At 72.9% G+C, this 18,048-nt stretch carries 10 protein-coding genes and 4 pseudogenes; 1 reads left to right on the top strand and 13 read right to left on the bottom strand.

The window, feature by feature from the left end:
• Positions 1-15: 15 nt before the first annotated feature.
• The 8 genes and pseudogenes from J4N02_RS17380 to J4N02_RS16810 form a co-directional block, all read right to left on the bottom strand.
• Positions 16-294 (bottom strand): annotated as a pseudogene (locus J4N02_RS17380) (DUF2804 family protein); the annotation flags it as partial.
• A 91-nt stretch (positions 295-385) separates the two neighbouring features.
• Positions 386-1,552 carry an aromatic acid exporter family protein gene (locus J4N02_RS06580; protein WP_188333193.1) on the bottom strand — a complete coding sequence of 389 codons (1,167 nt, stop codon included), beginning with the start codon at positions 1,550-1,552 and terminating at the stop codon, positions 386-388.
• Positions 1,553-1,556: 4 nt separating this feature from the next.
• A complete protein-coding gene (gene era, locus J4N02_RS06575) occupies positions 1,557-2,522 on the bottom strand; it encodes a GTPase Era (RefSeq protein WP_223202327.1) in 966 nt (321 codons plus the stop codon).
• Positions 2,523-2,593: 71 nt separating this feature from the next.
• Positions 2,594-3,982 (bottom strand): hemolysin family protein, encoded by a 1,389-nt coding sequence (locus J4N02_RS06570; protein WP_188333194.1) that lies wholly within the window; start codon positions 3,980-3,982, stop codon positions 2,594-2,596.
• A gap of 62 nt (positions 3,983-4,044) precedes the next feature.
• On the bottom strand, positions 4,045-4,497 hold the full coding sequence (gene ybeY / locus J4N02_RS06565) for an rRNA maturation RNase YbeY (RefSeq protein ID WP_188333195.1): 453 nt from the start codon (positions 4,495-4,497) through the stop codon (positions 4,045-4,047).
• Positions 4,494-4,835 (bottom strand): annotated as a pseudogene (locus J4N02_RS16820) (PhoH family protein); the annotation flags it as partial. The pseudogene J4N02_RS16820 and the gene ybeY, both read right to left, overlap by 4 nt.
• Positions 4,836-5,090: 255 nt before the next feature.
• A pseudogene (locus tag J4N02_RS16815) lies at positions 5,091-5,498 on the bottom strand (LAGLIDADG family homing endonuclease); the annotation flags it as partial.
• Positions 5,499-5,909: 411 nt separating this feature from the next.
• Positions 5,910-6,536 (bottom strand): annotated as a pseudogene (locus J4N02_RS16810) (PhoH family protein); the annotation flags it as partial.
• Between J4N02_RS16810 and J4N02_RS17070 the strand changes: the two are divergent.
• The gene (locus J4N02_RS17070) at positions 6,526-6,651 is read left to right on the top strand and encodes a hypothetical protein (protein WP_260519444.1); all 126 of its coding nucleotides are present in this window, start codon (positions 6,526-6,528) and stop codon (positions 6,649-6,651) included. The pseudogene J4N02_RS16810 and the gene J4N02_RS17070 sit on opposite strands and share 11 nt — an antisense overlap.
• A gap of 88 nt (positions 6,652-6,739) precedes the next feature.
• Here J4N02_RS17070 and J4N02_RS06555 read toward each other — a convergent pair whose 3' ends face one another.
• Genes J4N02_RS06555 through J4N02_RS06535 form a run of 5 tightly spaced genes read right to left on the bottom strand, consistent with a single transcriptional unit; the run spans position 6,740 to position 18,035 of the window.
• Complete coding sequence (locus J4N02_RS06555; protein WP_182814932.1) at positions 6,740-7,162, bottom strand: DUF5709 domain-containing protein; 423 nt, start codon at positions 7,160-7,162, stop codon at positions 6,740-6,742.
• Positions 7,163-7,212: 50 nt separating this feature from the next.
• The gene (locus J4N02_RS06550) at positions 7,213-9,573 is read right to left on the bottom strand and encodes a transglutaminase domain-containing protein (protein ID WP_188333197.1); all 2,361 of its coding nucleotides are present in this window, start codon (positions 9,571-9,573) and stop codon (positions 7,213-7,215) included.
• Complete coding sequence (locus J4N02_RS06545) at positions 9,570-10,817, bottom strand: DUF58 domain-containing protein (protein WP_182814934.1); 1,248 nt, start codon at positions 10,815-10,817, stop codon at positions 9,570-9,572. The genes J4N02_RS06550 and J4N02_RS06545 overlap by 4 nt, the downstream gene beginning before the upstream one ends.
• A gap of 17 nt (positions 10,818-10,834) precedes the next feature.
• On the bottom strand, positions 10,835-11,803 hold the full coding sequence (locus J4N02_RS06540; protein ID WP_182814935.1) for a MoxR family ATPase: 969 nt from the start codon (positions 11,801-11,803) through the stop codon (positions 10,835-10,837).
• A gap of 19 nt (positions 11,804-11,822) precedes the next feature.
• The gene (locus J4N02_RS06535) at positions 11,823-18,035 is read right to left on the bottom strand and encodes an Ig-like domain-containing protein (protein ID WP_188333198.1); all 6,213 of its coding nucleotides are present in this window, start codon (positions 18,033-18,035) and stop codon (positions 11,823-11,825) included.
• Between the last annotated feature and the right edge of the window lie 13 nt (positions 18,036-18,048).

The following is an 18,048-nucleotide window of genomic DNA, read 5'->3' as shown; positions in this document are numbered from 1 at the left end:
GCGCCCGGCCAAGCCGCGCGAGCCGGCCTCGGCGACCCCGGCGCCCAGCGACCCGGGGAGGTCGGTGTGCCATGCGAACGGCACCACCGCGGACTCGTCGACGCGACGGCCGGTGGCCCGCTCGTAGGCCCAGACGGTGTGCACGCCCGCGTAGTCGATGTCGGAGAGCGTGAGCGAGACGAGCACCTCGGGGGTGGTCACCAGCCAGTACTCCCAGCGCTTGTTGCGGCCGAGGCCACGCAGGCCGCGCTTCACCCCGGAGGTGTCGTGGAGGGGACGCCGGCTCCAGCCCACGGCGTCCGGGTTCAGGCGCCCGTCGGGGCGGACCAGCTCGACGGGGGCGGTGATCTCACGCGGCGCGGTCGTCCTCGCCCCAGCATCCCACTCAGCCCCACAGGGGTGAGGCGTCGTCGTCGCTCTCGCCGGGGGTGAGCTCGGCGTCCCGGTCCTCGAAGGGACGCCCCCACGTGTCGGCCAGCGCGTCGCGGGCCTGCGCCCGGGAGAGTCCGGTGACCTGCAGCAGGTCGACGACCACCGCGCGCAGCAGCGAGAGGAGCGCGACCGGGCGCCAGTCGCCGCCCTCGACCTCCGACGGGGCAGCCGTCCGGGCCACGGCGAGGAGGATCGCGCGGGCGCGGACGGGCCGGTTCCAGTGGCCGACGGCCCCGGCCAGCGAGTTCAGGGCCGTGGACACCTCCATGAGGGCCTCGCCCACCTCGGGCATGGGCCCGACCTCCTCGGTCATGGCCAGCCCCTGACGGGCGAGCAGGTAGGAGGCCCGCTGGGTGCGCTGCAGGAGGCGGAACACCCGGCTGAGCTCGGCCACCTCGGGGCGGTACCGCCGCAGCGTGGGGTTGATGGCGACGACCTCGCGCGCGGTGGTGAGGGTCTCCTCCCAGTCGACCATGAGCTCGGCCACGGCCCGCCGCTGGCCCCGGGCGTCGGCGAGGAGTTGCACGTCGCCGGCGCGTAGCCCGCGGCCCACCACGCCGAGGAGCGTCGCGTACTCGGTGAGCGTGGATCGGGCGTACCGGCGCGGCCGGGCAGTGGGGTTGCGCGGCAGCAGGGCGGCCACGACCAGGGCGACGCCGGCGCCGACCAGCGCCTCGACCCAGCGGCCGGTGACCCCGCCGGTCACCGACGTCAGCCACGACATGCTGACCACGACCACGGCGTTCACGCCGCCCTGGATCGTGGTGAGGTCGCCGCGGTCGAGGAACCGGCCCAGAAGCGCGCCGACGAGGAGGGCAAGTCCGACCTGCCACCAGCCGACGTCGAGCCAGGCGGCGAAGAACTCTCCGATCAGGACGCCGGCCGTCGCGCCGACGCCGAGCTCGGCGACCTTTCGGGGCACGCGGTCGGCCTTGAAGCCCAGACACACCCAGGCCGCGATGGGGGCGAACAGGGGCGCGGGGCGTCCGAAGACCTGCTCGGCGATCACGTAGGCGATGGCCGCCGCGACGGCGGACTGGAGGATGGGCACGAACGAGCCGCCGACCCGGCGTCCCCCCTGCCGGATCCGCGCGGCGACGAAGAGCACCCAGCGGCGCATGGCCCTAGAAGCCCAGGCGGTTGAGGTGCTTGGGGTCGCGCTGCCAGTCCGACAGCACCTTGACGTGGAGGGAGAGGTGGACCGGCATGCCCAGCAGCTGCTTGGCCTGCAGGCGCGCCTCCTGGCCGACCTGCTTCAGCCGCTCGCCGCGGTGGCCGATGATGATCCCCTTCTGGGACTCGCGCTCGACCACGATGCTGGCGAAGACGTCCATCAGCGGCTTGTCCTCCGGCCGCCCCTCGCGCAGCTTCATCTCGTCGATGACGACCGCGATCGAGTGGGGCAGCTCCTCGGAGACGCCCTCGAGCGCCGCCTCGCGGATGAACTCGGCGATGCGGGTGTCGGTGGGCTCGTCCGTGACCTCGCCCTCGGGGTACAGCGGCGGGCCGTCGGGCAGGTGCGCCATCAGCTCGGACACGACGATGTCGACCTGGTCGCCGGTCAGGGCGCTGACCGGGATGACCGTCTCCCAGCGGATGCCGAGCTCCTCCTCCAGCGACATGATCTTGACCAGGTGCTGGGCGATGCGTTCGGGCGAGACGAGGTCGGTCTTGGTGGCGAGCGCCACCAGCTTGGGGCGCCGGGGAAGCTTGGCGATCTCGGAGAGCAGGTACTCGTCGCCGGGGCCGATGCGCTGGCTGGTGGGCAGGCAGACGCCGATCACGTCGACGGTGGACCAGGTCTCGTAGACGAGGTCGTTGAGGCGCTCGCCGAGCAGAGTGCGCGGGCGGTGCAGGCCGGGGGTGTCGACCAGGACCAGCTGGGCGTCCGGCCGGTTCACCACGCCGCGGATGATCCGGCGGGTGGTCTGGGGCTTGGAGGAGGTGATCGCGATCTTCTCCCCCACGATCGCGTTCGTCAGCGTCGACTTGCCGGCGTTGGGGCGTCCGACGAAGCAGGCGAAACCGGAGCGGAAGCCCTTGGGGAACGGGATCGGGCCGGGCGCGGGCGCGCCGGCCGAGCGCAGCAGGGCGAGCTCGGCGGCGTCCAGTCCCTCGGTGTCGAAGCCGTCGTCGGGCTGGGTGTCGGGCGTCTGGTCGCTCACGCGTCCTCCTTGGTCGGGGTCGCCGGGGAGCGCGTGTCGAGCCGGCGGCGTCCGGACTCGCTGGCCGACACGGCAGCCAGCTCGACGGTGGCGTCGACCGCGGTGTCGGAGTCGGCCGACTCGTCGATCAGGCCGGCCACCACGGTCTGGATGGCGTGGCGGCGCCCAGAGGCGCGCTCGGCAACCAGCTCGATGCCCTCCCAGACCACGGCCGAGCCGGGGATCGGGATCTTGTTGAGCTCCTTGGCCATGAGGCCCAGGACAGTGTCGACGTCCTCGTCGTCGACGCGCAGGCCGAACAGCTCACCGAGTTCGTCGACGGGCAGGCGGCTGGAGACGCGGAACCGGCCGTCGGCCAGCTGCACGTGCGGCGGGATCTCCTCGTCGTACTCGTCGACGATCTCGCCGACGATCTCCTCGAGGATGTCCTCGATCGTGGCCAGGCCGGCGGTGCCGCCGAACTCGTCGACGACGATGACGACGTGGCTGCGGGTGAGCTGCATCTCCTTGAGCAGGGCGTCCACCGGCTTGGAGTCGGGGCAGAACGTCGGCGGCCGCATGAGCGACTCGACGGTCTCGGTCGACTGCGAGGTGGGGTTGTCGTAGGAGCGGCGGATGAGGTCCTTGAGGTAGAGGATGCCCAGCACGTCGTCGACGTCGTTGCCGATGACGGGGATGCGGGAGTAGCCGCTGCGCAGGGCGAGGGAGAGGCCCTGACGGAGGGTCTTGTCTCCCTCGATCCACACCATCTCGGTGCGCGGGACCATGACCTCCTTGACGATGGTGTCGCCCAGCTCGAAGACCTGGTGGATCATGCGGCGCTCGCCCGCCTCGATGAGGTCGGACGCCTCGGCCATGTCGACCATCTCGCGCAGTTCGGCCTCGGAGTTGAACGGGCCGTCGGTGAACCCCTTGCCCGGCGTGACGAGGTTGCCGAGGATGATCAGCACCTGCGGGATCGGCCCGACGACGGTGGTGAGGGCCGAGATGAGCCCCACGGTGCGCAGGGCGACCGTGTCGGCGTGCTGCCGGCCCAGCGTGCGGGCGGCGACGCCGAGCAGCACGAACGACACGATGGTCATGGGGGCGATCGTGTAGAGCAGGCGCTGCCAGAGGGCGTCGAAGCGGTCGAAAACGACCACGCCGACGAGCACGATCGCGGCGATCTCGAAGACCATCCGCAGGAACAGCGCGGTGTTCAGGAAGGGCGCCGGGTCCTGCATGACCTGCAGGAGCTTGCCCGCGTTGCGGGCGCCGTCCTTGACGTGGGCCTCGGCGCGCGACTTGCTGAAGGACTGGAGCGCGGTCTCGATCGTGGTGACGAACCCCGCCACCAGGACACAGGCGAGCGCGACCCCGAGCAGGATCCACTCAGTTTCTGTCAAGGCTTGTGTTCACGACTCCCTCGTAGGCGACGGGGGCAGTCTAGCGGCCGGGGGGCCGGCGATCAGGACCGCGAGGCGTCCCACGCCGCGACGAGGCGGTCGTTGAGGTCGAACATGACCTTCTTCTCGGCCGGCTCGGCGTGGTCGTAGCCCAGCAGGTGCAGCAGCCCGTGCACGAGCAGGTAGTCGGCCTCCGACTCCGGTGTGCGCCCGTTCTCGGCCGCCTGGGCGGCGGTGACGGTCGGGCAGAGCACGATGTCGCCGAGCAGCCCGAGGGGCGGCTCCTCGTCGTCGGCGGGCGGGCGCAGCTCGTCCATCGGGAAGCTGAGCACGTCGGTGGGGCCGGGGAGGTCCATGAACCGGACGTGGTAGTCGGCCATGGTCTGCTCGTCGACGAGCAGGATCGACAGCTCGGCCTGTGGGTGGATCCGCAACTGGTCCATCGCGAAGCGGGCCAGCTGGACGAGCCGCTGCTCGTCGACCTCGACGCCGGACTCGTTGTTCAGGTCGATCATGAGCGGTCCTTCCGGTCCCGGCGGTCCTTGTGGTCGCGCTTGTACGGCGGCGGCTGGGTGGCGTCGTAGCGGTCGTAGGCGGCGACGATGCGGCCGACCAGGCGGTGCCGCACGACGTCGTGGTTGGTGAGCTGGCAGAAGGCGATGTCCTCCACGCCGTCCAGGATCGACTGCACCTCGCGCAGGCCCGACTTCACCCCGCCGGGCAGGTCGACCTGGGTGACGTCGCCGGTGACCACGATCTTGGAGTTGAAGCCGAGTCGGGTCAGGAACATCTTCATCTGCTCCATCGACGTGTTCTGCGCCTCGTCGAGGATGATGAACGCGTCGTTCAGGGTGTTGTGGGTCACGAGGAAGTCCTCGGTGACGTAGAGGGAGTCAGCGGCTGCGACCGCGATGCACACGCACTCGGCCTCACCGTCAGGTTCGATGGAGTCGATGAACCGCATGGGGCGACCGCCTCCGTGCCGTTCGTACAGGTCGGCCTTCCGCTCCAGTCGGAAGGGGTACATCCCGTCCGGGAGTCGGATCTCGACGACGTGGGCGTCATGGCGGTACGGGACGGGACGACCGGCGGCGAAGCCGGGCCGGCGGCCCTCCGCACGGCGCGTCCTGGTGTACGCGACGCCACCCAAGGAACGAACGAGTTGGATGACGTCGTCACGGAGCTGGTCCGAACACGTCGTGTACTGGATCCGAGCGCTCCGACCGACCTGGGTAACCGGTCCCCCGTCCGTGTCGAGCAGGCCCTGGAGCAGCGCCAGACGGTTCGCGACGCTGTTCAGCAGGTAGTCGGTGGGCACGAACTTGGTGTGGGACCGAGTGCCTGCCAGCCCCAGGTCGCGCAGGATCTGCGTCACGGGGTTCGTCACGATGACGCCGCCGCGGCTCGCGTTCCGGCGGCGTAGGACGTAGTCCCCCTCGCCCTTGGGCTGCAGGGCGATACCGGGGATCGCGGCGTCCAGAGCCTCGGCCAGTTCCGGGTCACGGGTCGAGAACATGGGCGTCGTGGTCGTGGTGAGGCAGCCGTCGCCGAGCAGCAACCCGAGCGCGTAGGGGTCCAGAGGAACGTCGCGGTCCGGCATGTGCACCGGTGCCACCACGGGCAACTCGTAGCGTCGCGCGTGAGCCGATCGCAGCTTCCCGGCCATCTCCCGGGTCTGGAGCACGCGCCCCGCCGGGTTGCGACGCCGGTCGGCCCGAGTCCACACCTGCCACAGGTGCTCCGCGCAGGCCCGGGTGGACGCGCCGTCCTGGGTCGTCACGCGGTAGACGGGCTTGCGCCCCTGCGGGTAGACCCCGATCACCGGTGTGGGCTGCCCGTCGTACCCGACCACCAGGTCGCCCACCGCGAGCTCGCCGATCGGCCGGAACCCGTCCGGGGTCAGCACGGGGGTGTCCACGGGCTGGGCGCGGCCGCGCATGTAGGCCAGCGGGGCGACCTCGATGGTGCCGGCGGTCAGCAGCTTGGGTACCGACTCGGCGTCGACCATGTCGTGCAGCGCGTCGTACAGCGGCCGCAGGTAGGGGTCGATCTTGTCGTTGAGCGTGCCGGGCAGGAACCCGAGGCGCTCACCGGCCTCGATGGCGGGCCGGGTGAGGATGATCCGGTTGACCTCCTTGGCCTGCAGGGCCTGCACGGCCTTGGCCATGGCGAGGTAGGTCTTGCCCGTGCCGGCGGGGCCGATGCCGAAGACGACCGTGTGGGCGTCGATGGCGTCGACGTAGCGCTTCTGGTTCAGCGTCTTCGGCCGGATGGTCTTGCCGCGCGACGAGAGGATGTTCTGGGTCAGAACCTCGGCCGGGTGCAGCTCGCCGGCCTCGCCGTTCATGCTGACGATGCGCTCGACGGCGTCACCGGTCAGGCCCTGACCCGTGCGCACGATCGTGGTCATCTCGGTGAGCACCTCGGCGCCCTGCGTGACGCCCTCGGCGCTGCCCGACAGGGTGATCTCGTTGCCGCGCACGTGGATGTCGGCGTCCAGCACCCGCTCGAGGATGCGCAGGAACTCGTCGCGCGGCCCCACGATGTTCACCATCGGGATCGACGCCGGGATGCTGATCCGGCGGGTGGCGGGGCGCGGTGCGGTCGTGTCGGTCGACAGGGTCGTCTCCAGGTTCGTCGTGCCCCGGCGGGACGCCCGGGCGTGCTGACCAGTCTAGACACGCCCCGCCACCGCGGGGGTGGGCCTGCACGCCCCTCCGGGCTGCGCGACGCCCGCCGGCTCGCGGGTCGGTGACCTCAGACGACGTCGTCGTCGTCCTCGGGCGTGATCACGTGCATCGCGGCCTCCTCGGCCGAGGCCGCCCCGCCGTCGATGCCGACGGAGAAGGCCACCGACTCGTGGTCGCGCTCACCGGTGTCGACGAGGCGCCCGGCCCGCACGGAGCCGACCTCGCGCGACTCGCCGTCGGGGTTCCAGGGGCTGTCGTCGGGGGCCTCGGCCTCCGGCTCCTCCTGCTTCACCCGCATGTCCAGGTTCTCGCGCTGCCGCATCTCGGCGGGCGTGTTGCCGAAGCCCTGGGCGGGCGACCAGTTGTCGGGCGCGATGTACCCCTCGTCGAGCACGTCGTCGACCCCACGGTCGATGAGCGTGTCCGCCTGCTGGAGCTGCTCAACGTTGTCCTCACCCGAGGACTGGTCTGCATATCCGTCTTCGCTCATGCCCCGATCCTGCCACCTTCGGCCACCGTTTGGGGTGACCAGCGCGAGGTTCAGCCCCGAGTTCGCCGACGACGCACGGGGCGGGCGTCACGGCCCCCCGCCGAGCGGTCGGAACCCAGCGGCACCAGGGAGCGCGGGTTGAGCGCGACGGCCCAACGGCGCCACCAGGGCAGGCCGGCCAGGACGGACTTGCGCGCGTCCATCACGCCGGACCAATAGCCGCCCGAGGCCTCGGCGTCCGGTTCACCGGGGCCGAAGACCGCCTGGTTCGCCGAGCGCGCGAGGGCGAGCGCCTCGGGTCCGCCCACGGCCGCCGCCTGCTCGAGCCGGGTGGCCCGGGCGGGGACGGGACGGCCGAGGTCGCGGGCCCGGTCGAGGAACTCCAGCCAGCCAGCCGCCACCCGGGTGGTGGCGGCACCGCGCGTGCGGCGGCGGTACCGCCGGACGGCCTTGGCCCCCAGCAGCAGCCCCACGACGGCCAGGATCGCGGCCACCGGCGGTCCGACGACGCGCACGGCGCCGAGGATGATCGCCATCCAGTCCGTCGACCGCGCCGGGCGCTCGAGGACGTCCCCCACCCCGTGGGTGTTGAACAGCGAGTCGAACGAGCCGGGCGGGCGCGTCGGGTTCGGCGGGGGCACGTACGGCGCGTTCTGCTGCTCCAGCGACTTGGGCGGGATGTTGTTGGGTTCCTTGTTGCGGTCGGGCGTGAACGCCTCGGTGGGGATCGTGACCCAGCCGCGGTCGGCCAGGCTCACCTCGACCCACGCCTGCACGTGCTGCCCCTTGACCACGCCGTCCTCGGGCACGGCCGCGCCCATGACGACGCGGGCCGGGTAGCCCAGCCGGTTCAGGGCCAGCGCGTAGGTGGCCGCGTAGTGCTCGTCGCTGCCGACCAGCTCGGTGCCGAAGGTCAGGAGGCGCTTCAGGCCGTGCCCCGGCAGGTACTGCTGCTGGCCGGGCTTGGTGCCGTTGCTCCAGGAGCCGGTCTCCCGGAACACCTTCGCGACCTCCTCGGCCCGGCTCCACGGGTCGCCGGCCGCGGCGCTCAGCGAGTCGAGGATCGGCACCAGCGGGGCGCTCACGGCGTCGCGGACCAACACCGGCCCTGCGGCCTGGGGCAGCTGGCCGGTCTCGGAGGGCAGCGCCACCGACGTCACCTCGACGGTGTCCCCCGCGCGGAGCATGTCGGGCACCAGCCCCTGCCCGGTGCCGATGTTGTACCGGACGACCTCGCCGTGGGCGCGGGCGTTGGGGCCGGTGAACTGGATCTCGGTGGCCGGGCCGGGGGCGGGCAGCCACACCGCGAGCTCGCGCGTGGCGGCGAAGGCCGGCTCCACCGTGAGCCGCACGGTCGTGGTCCGGCCCGTGGCGGCCCCGGGGATCACGGCGCCGATGCGCTGGAAACCGGTGCGCGGGTCGCCCTCGACACCGCCGGAGGCGCTCCACGCCAAGCCGTCCCAGTCGTCGAGGACGGCCATGCGCAGCAGGGTCCCCGGTGCGGCGCCCTCCACCCGCAGCAGCGGCTGGTCGTAGAGCGCCTGGGAGTCGGAGGAGTACTTGCGGAACCCGGCCAGCGGCGACGGGTAGCGGTCGACGTCGAGCGGCGGTTGCACCCAGGAGCGCAGCACGGTGCGGGGCGTACGCTCGGGGCCGGGCATGAGGAAGGAGGCCCCCACGCCCCCCGCCAGCGCGATCGCCAACAGCAGCGCGCCGGCGGTCCAGCGGGTGGAGCGGCCGAGACCGGTGCCGCCGAGCGACCGGCGGCGGGTGTGGCGGACGAACAGCCACACGAACACACCGAGCGTGCCCAGGACCCCGACGGCCAGCGGGGTCGCCGCCACGAACGAGCCGAGCAGGATGGTGCCGGCCAGCAGCCCGACCGCGAGGGCGGGCGGGCCCCACACGCTGCGGGTGCGCCGGGCCAGGAGGTGGGCACCGGCGCCGAAGACCAGGCCCACCAGCCACGGCAGGACGAGGAACTCGAAGTCGCCGGGCACCGGGGCGAGCGTGGTGAGCAGGTCCTTCCACCCGCCGACCGCGCCGTGGGCGAGCCCGCGGATCGTCTCGGCCGAGGGCAGGAAGCCCGCGACGAGGTCGTCGCGCAGCGCCACCACCCCGCCGAGCAGGGCGTACAGCACGACGACGATGCCCACCGCGGTCACCCAGTGCCAGCGCAGGGCGTTGGTGACGTGGGCGGCCAGCACGCCGAGCAGCAGGCCGAGCGCGCCAACGGCCAGGTAGGTGCCGGTGCTGAAGGTGGACGCCCAGGCGGCCAGCGCGACCAGGCCCAGGCCCAGCACGAACGCGGCATCGGTCAGGTCGGCCGAGGAGGGCCGCAGCAGCTGCAGCGTGCCGGTGAAAGCCGAGCCGGTGGTGGGCTCGGCGCGGCGGGGTGCGACGACCCTCATGCGGTCACACCCCCTGCCAGGACCAGCGGCAGCTCCGACAGCTCGGCGAGGGTGACGACGACGATGCCGGCGCCCTCCCGGTAGGACAGCGCGCTGTCGGGGACGACCTGCACCGCGACCAGGCGCACCTGGGGGGCCAGGTAGGCGCGGGCGCGCTGCAGCACCTCGAAGGTGGTCAGCGGCCCGGTCACCAGCACGACCGCGGAGACGTCGGGGGCCAGCGTGCCCAGGCGGGAGGTCGCCGCCGGCAGCGGCCACGGCCCGAAGGCCGCGCGGCTGTAGGTGTCGAGGGCGGTGTGCGGCGCGGGCTGGACGGCCGACTGGGTGCCGCACACGACGGTGGTCTCCATCTCGTCGGCCAGCGCGCGCAGGGTCACCGAGGCACCGCAGGAGAGGGCCAGCTCGAACTCGTCGGGGTGGGTGTAGGCCGCCTCGTCGACGTCGACCACGACCGCCACGTGCGAGCGGCGGGTGTCGAGGAACTGGCGGACCATGAACGCGCTCTGGCCCGACGCGCCGGACGCCTTCGCCGAACTGCGCCAGTGGATGTAGCGCCGGTCGTCGCCGGGCTCGTACTCGCGCAGGGTGTGAAAGGCGAGGTCGCTCATCGACACGTCGTTGCTGGTCTGGCCCTCGAGGTCACGCAGCAGGCCCGAGCCGAGGCTCTCCAGTGCGACGGTGCGCGGGTGGACGAACAGGTCGAGCCCCTCGCTCCACTCCAGCTCGCGGCGCAGCAGCCCGAACGGGTCGCCCCGCTGCGTGCGCACCGGCCCGACGGGGATCACGCCGCGGGACTCGGTGGGGATCACCAGCACGTCCTCGAACGTGCCGCCTGGGACCAGCGCCGGGAGCGTGAACCGCGCCGACGCCTCCCCCACCGGCACCTCCAGGCCGACCGGGAGCAGGGGCGTCCGGGCCACGTTCGTGACGTGCACGTGCGCGGCCGAGGAGTCGCCAGCCACGAGCCGGGCCGGGGACAGCTCGAGGTCGACCTCGAGCTGGGTGCGGCCGATCAGGAACAGCACCGACAGCCCGAGCAGGACCAGCAGGCTCGCCCCGATGATGCGGAACTCGTCCCAGCCGAGCACCCAGCCGGCGGCGAGCGCCACGACGCCGAGGACCAGGGTCGTCCAGCCCAGGCCGGAGACGCAGTCGGCCCCCGCCCGCACGACGTCGGTGACGGGGCGGGCGAGGTCGGCGAGCACCCCCCACCAGCGGCGGAGGGTGGCGAACCGTGGAGTCACGGGGCCGGCGGGGGAACTCAACGGACGCGGTCCGCCGGCGCCTGGACCGAGGCGAGGAGGTCGTCGATCACGCGCTCGACGTTGACGCCGGAGAACTGGGCCTCCGCGTTCAGGATCAGGCGGTGCGCCATGACGGGGATGGCGAGCTCCTTGATGTCGTCGGGGATCACGTACTGGCGGCCCTGGGACAGCGCCCAGGTCTTGGCCGCCCGGATGAACGCCAGGCAGCCACGCATCGACAGGCCCAGCTTCACGTGGGTGTGGCGGCGCGACTCCTCCGCGATCGTGCCCACGTACCGCAGGACGGCCTCGTCGACGTGCACCTGGTTGGCGAAGGACGACATCTGCGACACCGCGTGCGCGGCGATCACGGGGCGCACGTCGGCGGCCCGGTCGCGGTTGGCCGCCTGGGCCATCAGCTCGACGGCGACGCCGAGGTCGGGGTAGCCCACCTCGGTCTTCATCAGGAAGCGGTCCAGCTGCGCCTCGGGCAGGCGGTAGGTGCCCGCCTGCTCGATCGGGTTCTGGGTCGCGATGACCATGAACGGACGCCCCACCGAGTGGGGCTCGCCGTCGACGGTCACGCGCGACTCCTCCATGACCTCGAGCAGCGCCGACTGCGTCTTGGGCGAGGCGCGGTTGATCTCGTCGGCGAGCACGACGGTGGCGAACACCGGCCCCTTGTGGAACTCGAAGCTCTGCGTCTTCTGGTCGTAGACCGTCACGCCGAGCAGGTCGCTGGGCAGCAGGTCGGGGGTGAACTGGATGCGGTGGTGCGTGCCCTGCACCGTCGCGGCCAGCGCCTTGGCCAGCACGGTCTTGCCGGTGCCGGGGTTGTCCTCCAGCAGCAGGTGGCCCTCCGACAGCATGCAGGTGAGCGCGAGCCGGATCACCCGCTCCTTGCCGCGGATGGCCAGGCCGACGTTCGCGACCAGCTGGTCGAACGTCGAGGCGAACCAGGTGGCCTGGTCGGGGCTGATGCTCATCGTGTTCCTCTTTCCTGTCTCACCACTTGAGGCTGCCGCTGGTGTCCTGGCAGACGACGCGGACCGTCGCCGGGTAGCCGTACCGGGCGGTGCTCTGCACCGAGGCGCTGCCGGTGATCCGCACCGACCCGAACTGCTCGAAGGTGCCCGAGTTGTTCCCTTGGATGGAGCACGTGTAGGTGCCGCTGAAGCCCTCGGTCGTGACGCCCACGAAGAAGCAGGCACCACCGTCGCCGTAGTACCGGGAGCACTGCTCCGTGATCGGCGCACGCCCGCCCTTCCAGACGGTCACCGTCTTGGGCGGTGGCGGCGGGGGCGGCGGCGGAGGCGGCGGCGGGGGCGGCGGCTCGGTGGTCACGGTGCGCGACACCGAGGTCGACGAGCGCCCGCCGGCCGGGTCGGAGAGCGTGGCCGTGATCGTGACGGTCTTGCTGTACCCCACGGTGCGCGTGGTGGGGCCTAGCGACAGCGCCCCGGCGCCCGTGCGGGTCGGCGAGCCGACCGTGTCGTTGACCGTGAGCACCGCGTTGCGGCCGTTGCCGTTGCCGCCGGCCGACCACGTGAACCCGTCGGCCTTCGCGTTGGCCGTCAGGGTCGGCTGCGGCAGGGGTCCGTACGGCGTCGCGGTCACCGTGGACGAGGTGCTGCAGGCACCGCCCTCGTTGCAGACGCGCAGCTGCATCGAATAGGCCTGCCCGTTGCTCAGGCCCCCGATGACCACGCCGTTGAAGGTCGTGGACGCTGTTCCGCTGCCCGCCGCCATCGTGCGGGTGCCGCCGGCCCCGGTGAGGGTCACCACCGACTGGCCGCCCCGCGAGGCGGGCACGGTGTAGGTGAGCGACAGCTGTCCGTCGGTGCCGGTCGGGCGCGCGGTCCACGAGCCCCACGGCGCCGGCTTGCCGGTCGCGGTGAACTGCTTCGACACCGCCGCGGAGGTGTGCGATGGCCCGCCGGTGGCGTTGGTGGCCGTCACGGCGTAGGTGTAGCGGGAGCCGTCGTAGGTCAGGTTGTCGGCGACCGAGGTGCCGGTGATCCCGGTCCACGTCCGCGACCCGGCGCTGCCGCCCGAGCGGGTCAGCGTGTAGGTGACCGGGCGCGGGCCCTGCGGGTCGGCCGCCGTCCACGAGACCGTCACCTGCGCCGTCGCGCCCAGGTCGCTGGCCGCCACGTTCAGGGTGGACAGGCGGGGGCGCCCGGACGACTGCCCGGTCGTGCTGGTCGGCGACTTGCTGGTGCCGGCGTTGTTCCGGGCCACGATCGTGAACGTGTAGTTCGCGTTGTTGTCGAGCCCCCGGATGGTCGTGCTGGTGGCCGAGCCGGGTGCCTCGACGGTCTGGCCGCCGTAGGTGATGGCGTAGCCGGTCAGGGCCGAGCCCTGGTTGGTCGCCGGGGCCCAGGTGAGGACCAGCGAGCCGTCCGACGGGCTGCCCGTCGAGAACGAGGGCACGCGGCCGGGGACCTCGTCGGGGGTGACGCTCGGACCAGGGGCACTCCACTCCGACCAGCCGGCCTTGTTCTCGGCGCTGACCCGGAAGCTCACGGGGTCGCCGTTCTCGAGGCCGGTGATGTCGCACAGGGTTGCCCGCCCGCACTGGACGATGCGCCCGGTCTCGACGACCTCGACGCGGAACGCCGTGATCGGGGCCCCGTTGTCGGCGCCCGGGGTGTAGGTGACCGACGCCGCCCTGCTGCGCAGCTGCATGGCCGGTTGCGGGGGCGTAGGGATGTCGGGGCGGCCATAGACGGTCACCGACAGCGTCGCGGTGACGTGGCGGTCGGTGCGGCCCCGGTCGGCGACGTCGCTGGCGATGACCCGGAAGGTCATCAGGCCGGAGCTGTCCTTGCCCGGGGTGATCGTGAACCGGGAGCCGTCGTAGGTCGCCTCGGCCGGCATGCCGCCGAGCTGGTCGATGTCGATGACCTGCGGCGTCGGTCGGCGCAGCGGCGAGCTGAGCTGGATGTCCTGGCTGACCGAGGTGCCCTGCTGCACGTCGGTGATGTCCCGCACCACCAGGCTGGGCTTCGGCGCCGCCACGACCTCGACGTTGATCTCCTGCGGCGTGGTCTGGCTGCCCGCCACCCCGACCCGGAGGATGCCAGACGCGCCGGGGACGGCGTTCGAGCCGGCCTCGACGGTCACGGTACCGACGTCGCCGGACGCGCGCACGTCGCCGAGGCCGCCGGCGAGCTCGGCGGAGTACTCGAGGGTCTCGGCGTCGCCCGGGTTGGGCGTCCAGACGCTGCAGATGGCGTTGATGCGCAGCGTCACCGGGGCGCCGCCCTGCACGAGGCGCTGGGTGGTCGGCGGGCAGCGGAGCACCGGCGTGGCCGGCCCCACCTGGACCGGGATGGAGATGACCGCCGGGCGGGCGCCCTCATCGGCCTCGCCGTCGATCACCTCGAGGGTCACCGACGCGGGCCCGACGTAGTCGCCGGTTGCCGTGAGCGTGAGCCGCTCGGCGCTCTCGGCCGCGACCGACAGCTGGGCCGGCGAGGTCGTCAGGGACTCGGCCACCGTGATCCGCACCGGCTGCTGGCGCGGGGACACGATGTGCTCGGACAGGTCGAAGCTGTGGGTGCTGTTGGGCGACATCTCGATGAGCGTGCCCGGCTTCAGGTGCGGCAGGCCCGCCCCGGCGGCCGGGACGAAGACCACCGCGGAGGAGGTCGCGCCGGTCCGGTCGGTCACCTCGTAGCTGACCACCTGGGCGCGCTCGGCCAGCGGCACGCTGATGGTGCCGCCGCTGACCGTGGCGCCCTCGTTGCTCACCCGCGTGACCCGGAGCTCGGAGTTGGGGCCGTCGGGGTCCCAGGCGCGCTCGAACACGTCGGCGGTGGCGTTGGTGCCGGAGGACTCCGCGACCGTGTCGGCCAGGCGCGGCGGGTTCAGGTAGCCCGGCTGGGAGCGGATCGTCACCTGCGCAGCGGGTCCGACGCCGCCCGAGGACTGCAGGGCGTAGGCGAACTGCACCGGTGCGCCGTCGCGCCCCGGCGTCCGGCCCGTGATCGGCCCCGTCGTGCCCGCGAGCGCGATGCCGTCGGGCACCCGGTTGCCGAGGTCCTCGAACGGGACGATCGTGGCCCGGTCGGCCTCGTCGACCATGTCGTTGGTCATCGGGAAGAGCTGGACGTCGGTGTCGGGCTCGGCCGTCACGACGTCGGCGACCGCCACGGGCGGCTGGACGTCGCCGGGGGGCGTGATCGCCACGCGGACGATGCCGGCCTCGGTCGCCCCCCACGCGTCGGTGACGAGGTAGCGGAAGGTGTCGGTGCCGCCGTTGTCGAGGTTGGGGTACGCCTGGTAGGTCAGCGCGTTGGGCGTGAACCCGAGGATGCGGCCCCTGGTCGGCGGCGTGGCCAGCCCCAGGACGGTGACGGTGTCGCCGTCGGGGTCCTGGCCCCACGGCTGGATCGGGATCTCGATCGTCTGCCCCGAGGACGCGCGCGCCTCGAGGTTCTGCGGGGCCGGCGCCCGGTTGGGCGTCTCCCCGGTCGGCGCGGGCAGCACGGTCACGGTGAGCACGCCGGTCTGCGGCGTCCCCCCGGCCACGGCCGCCTGGTACTCGACCCGCAGCTCGAGGGGCGCGGCCACCGTCGCGGGCGCGATGTAGCGCACCCGGTCGTCGACGACGTAGGCCGCGCCGAGGTCGGGGGCCTCCTCCACGGCACCGAGGTTGGGGTCGACCACCGCGAGCTGGCCTGCGGGCAGGTCGGGGGTGTTGCGGTCGATGACCAGCTGCTCCCCCGAGGTCGAGGTGTCGTTGGCGAGCACGTCGGCCAGCACCGTGTCGCCCGCGCGGACGGTGGCGAAGTCGTCGTGGATGATCGCCTCGTCGACGCGCGGCTGCGGCAGCTGCGTGACCGTGATGGTGCCCTGCACCGGGTCGCCCATCCCGTTCGAGATCGTGTAGTGCACGACCTGCGGGTTGGGGTCGAGGCGCTCGGTGCGCGGCATGATCCGCACCCAGCGACCCTTGAGCACGGCCACCTGGAGCTGGCCGCCGTCGTCGCCGGCGTCGGCCGGACGCGCGGACTGCACCGTGAGCAGGGAGCCGGTCGGGTCGGAGTCGTTGGCCAGCACGTCGACCATGACCGAGGCAGTGCCCCGGATGGTCACGTGGTCGGGCGAGGCGGTCGGCCGGCTCGGGCCGGACTCGGCCACGTCGATGCGGATGTTGCCCTGCGCGAACTTGGCCGCCCCGAACTTCGCGGTGTACTCGAGGAAGTACGTGCGCGCCTCGGCCGCCGTGACCAGCACCTCGCCGGACTTCAGGTCGGTGTCGACCTGGAGCCCGTCGACGGCCTGCAGCCGGGACGCCAGCTCGAGCGTGGCGCGCGGGTTCAGCGGGTCGGCACCCGGGATGTCGTTGCTGAGCGGGCGGACCAGGATCGGGCGGCCGACCTCGCCGCGCACGGCGTCGGGCTCGGTGATGGGCGCGTCGCCGTTGGTGGCGTCGAAGGCGAGCACCTTGACGTTCATCGTCGCCTGCTGCGGCTCGGACCGGCCGTCGGAGACGTCGTAGGTGATCGGCACCATCGTGGGCTCGGTGACGCGGGGTGCGGTGAACGTGATCCGGCCGTCGGGCGTCGTGCCGACCTTGTGGTCGCCGGCGCGGACCTCCTCGATCGCGACCGGGTCGCCGTCGTCGTCGCGCCAGTCGCCCAGCGCCGGGAGCACGATGGTCCCCCACGACGCGACCGAGAACGTGCGCGGCTCGGCGCCCGCGCGCAGGTTCGGGGCGTGGTTGTCGCCGTCGGGGCGGACCTCGACGTCGACGCGGGCCGTGTCGCTGCCCGCACCGTTGGTGATCGTGTAGTGGAACGAGGTGTTGTGCGCGTCCTCGGGCAGGGTGACGAGCACCGTCTGGCCGTCGGGGGCGATGGACGCCGTGGCCCCGCCGATCGGCTGGGTCACGTCCACGACCGCGAGGATGCGACCGACCTGGTCGGCGTCGTTGTCGAGCACGTGGACGACGGTCGTGCGGCCCGGGCGGGCCCCGACCCGGTCGTCGCCGGCGTGCGGCGGCACGTCGTCGCGGGCGCGGCTCTCGCGGTTCGGGTCGCCCTGGTCGGAGCTCTCCTGCGGCTGGGTCTCCTCCCAGTTCTGGATGTAGCGCTGCTCCTCGAAGGAGTAGATCTTGCCGTCGGCCGTGTCGTTGAGGACGATCTGGCCGTGGTTGGTCCGGAACGCCGGGGCCTTCAGCGCGAGCGCCTCCGCACCGGGCTCGGCGCTGGCTGGGACGCCGTCGCAGGAGCGCACGACCGTGCCGGGCTCGCCGGGCCAGGCGCCGAACGCGCAGCCGGCCAGCACCACCGGGCGGGCCGGGCTCGCGCCGTTGCCCTCGGCGAGCTGGGTCGCCTCCCCCTTCGCGATGCCCAACAGGGCGGTCGAGGTGGCCACGACGACCTGCGTGGAAGCGGCCGAGGCCTGCTGCAGCTGGGCCTCGGGGTCGCTGCCCAGGTCGTGGGTGCTGCCGTCGGCGCGGGTCAGGACGCCGGCCTGGGCGTCCAGCACCACGTGGTCGGCCCCGATCGCCGCCACCTGCACGGCGCTGCGCGCGGGCCCGTCGCGGTATTCGGGCTCGGCGAAGGCGTCGCCGCCCGGGCGGATGACCGCCACCTTGCCGTTGGTCGAGACCGCGTGGATCACGCCGTCGAGGCCGACCGACAGCCCGGCCGCCTGCCCGGCGACGACGCCGTCGGGGGCCTTGCCGAGGTCGGCCACCACCTTCTGGCTGGCCTCGAGCCGGGGCACGTCGACCAGCGGGTTGTCGGCGGAGTAGCGCACCGCCCACACCCGGCCGGTGGCGGGGTCGAGCACCGCGGCGGTGCCGCCGCGCAGGTCGAGGGCGAAGGTCGGGTCGATGGTGCCGCCGCGGTCGGTGCGGTGGGCCACCCCGGCCACGTCGACCGACGTGACGCGGCCCGAGCGCAGGTCGCGCGCGACGACGGCCGAGGCGTCCTGCAGCGTGTCGAGGGCGAAGCTGGTCGCGGCCTGGGCTCCCCCGGCCGGGCCGAGGAGGCCGTCGAGCGACTCGGCGGACTTGTTGAGCCGCCCGAACAGCGCCTCGGCGTCGTTGGTCACCCAGATGCCGGAGTCGTTGAGGTCGAGCTTGCGCACCGGGAAACCCGGTGCCACGGCGGCGAAGGCCACCAGCACGACCATCGCCAGCGCCACGATGGCGGCGGGCAACAGGGCGAGCGGGCGTCGAGACATGGGGGTGACCTTCATGGGGGCGGGTGAA

It is taken from the genome of Propioniciclava sp. MC1595, from assembly GCF_017569205.1.
Lineage (GTDB): Bacteria > Actinomycetota > Actinomycetes > Propionibacteriales > Propionibacteriaceae > Propioniciclava.
This window is presented reverse-complemented; position numbering and strand designations above follow the sequence as displayed.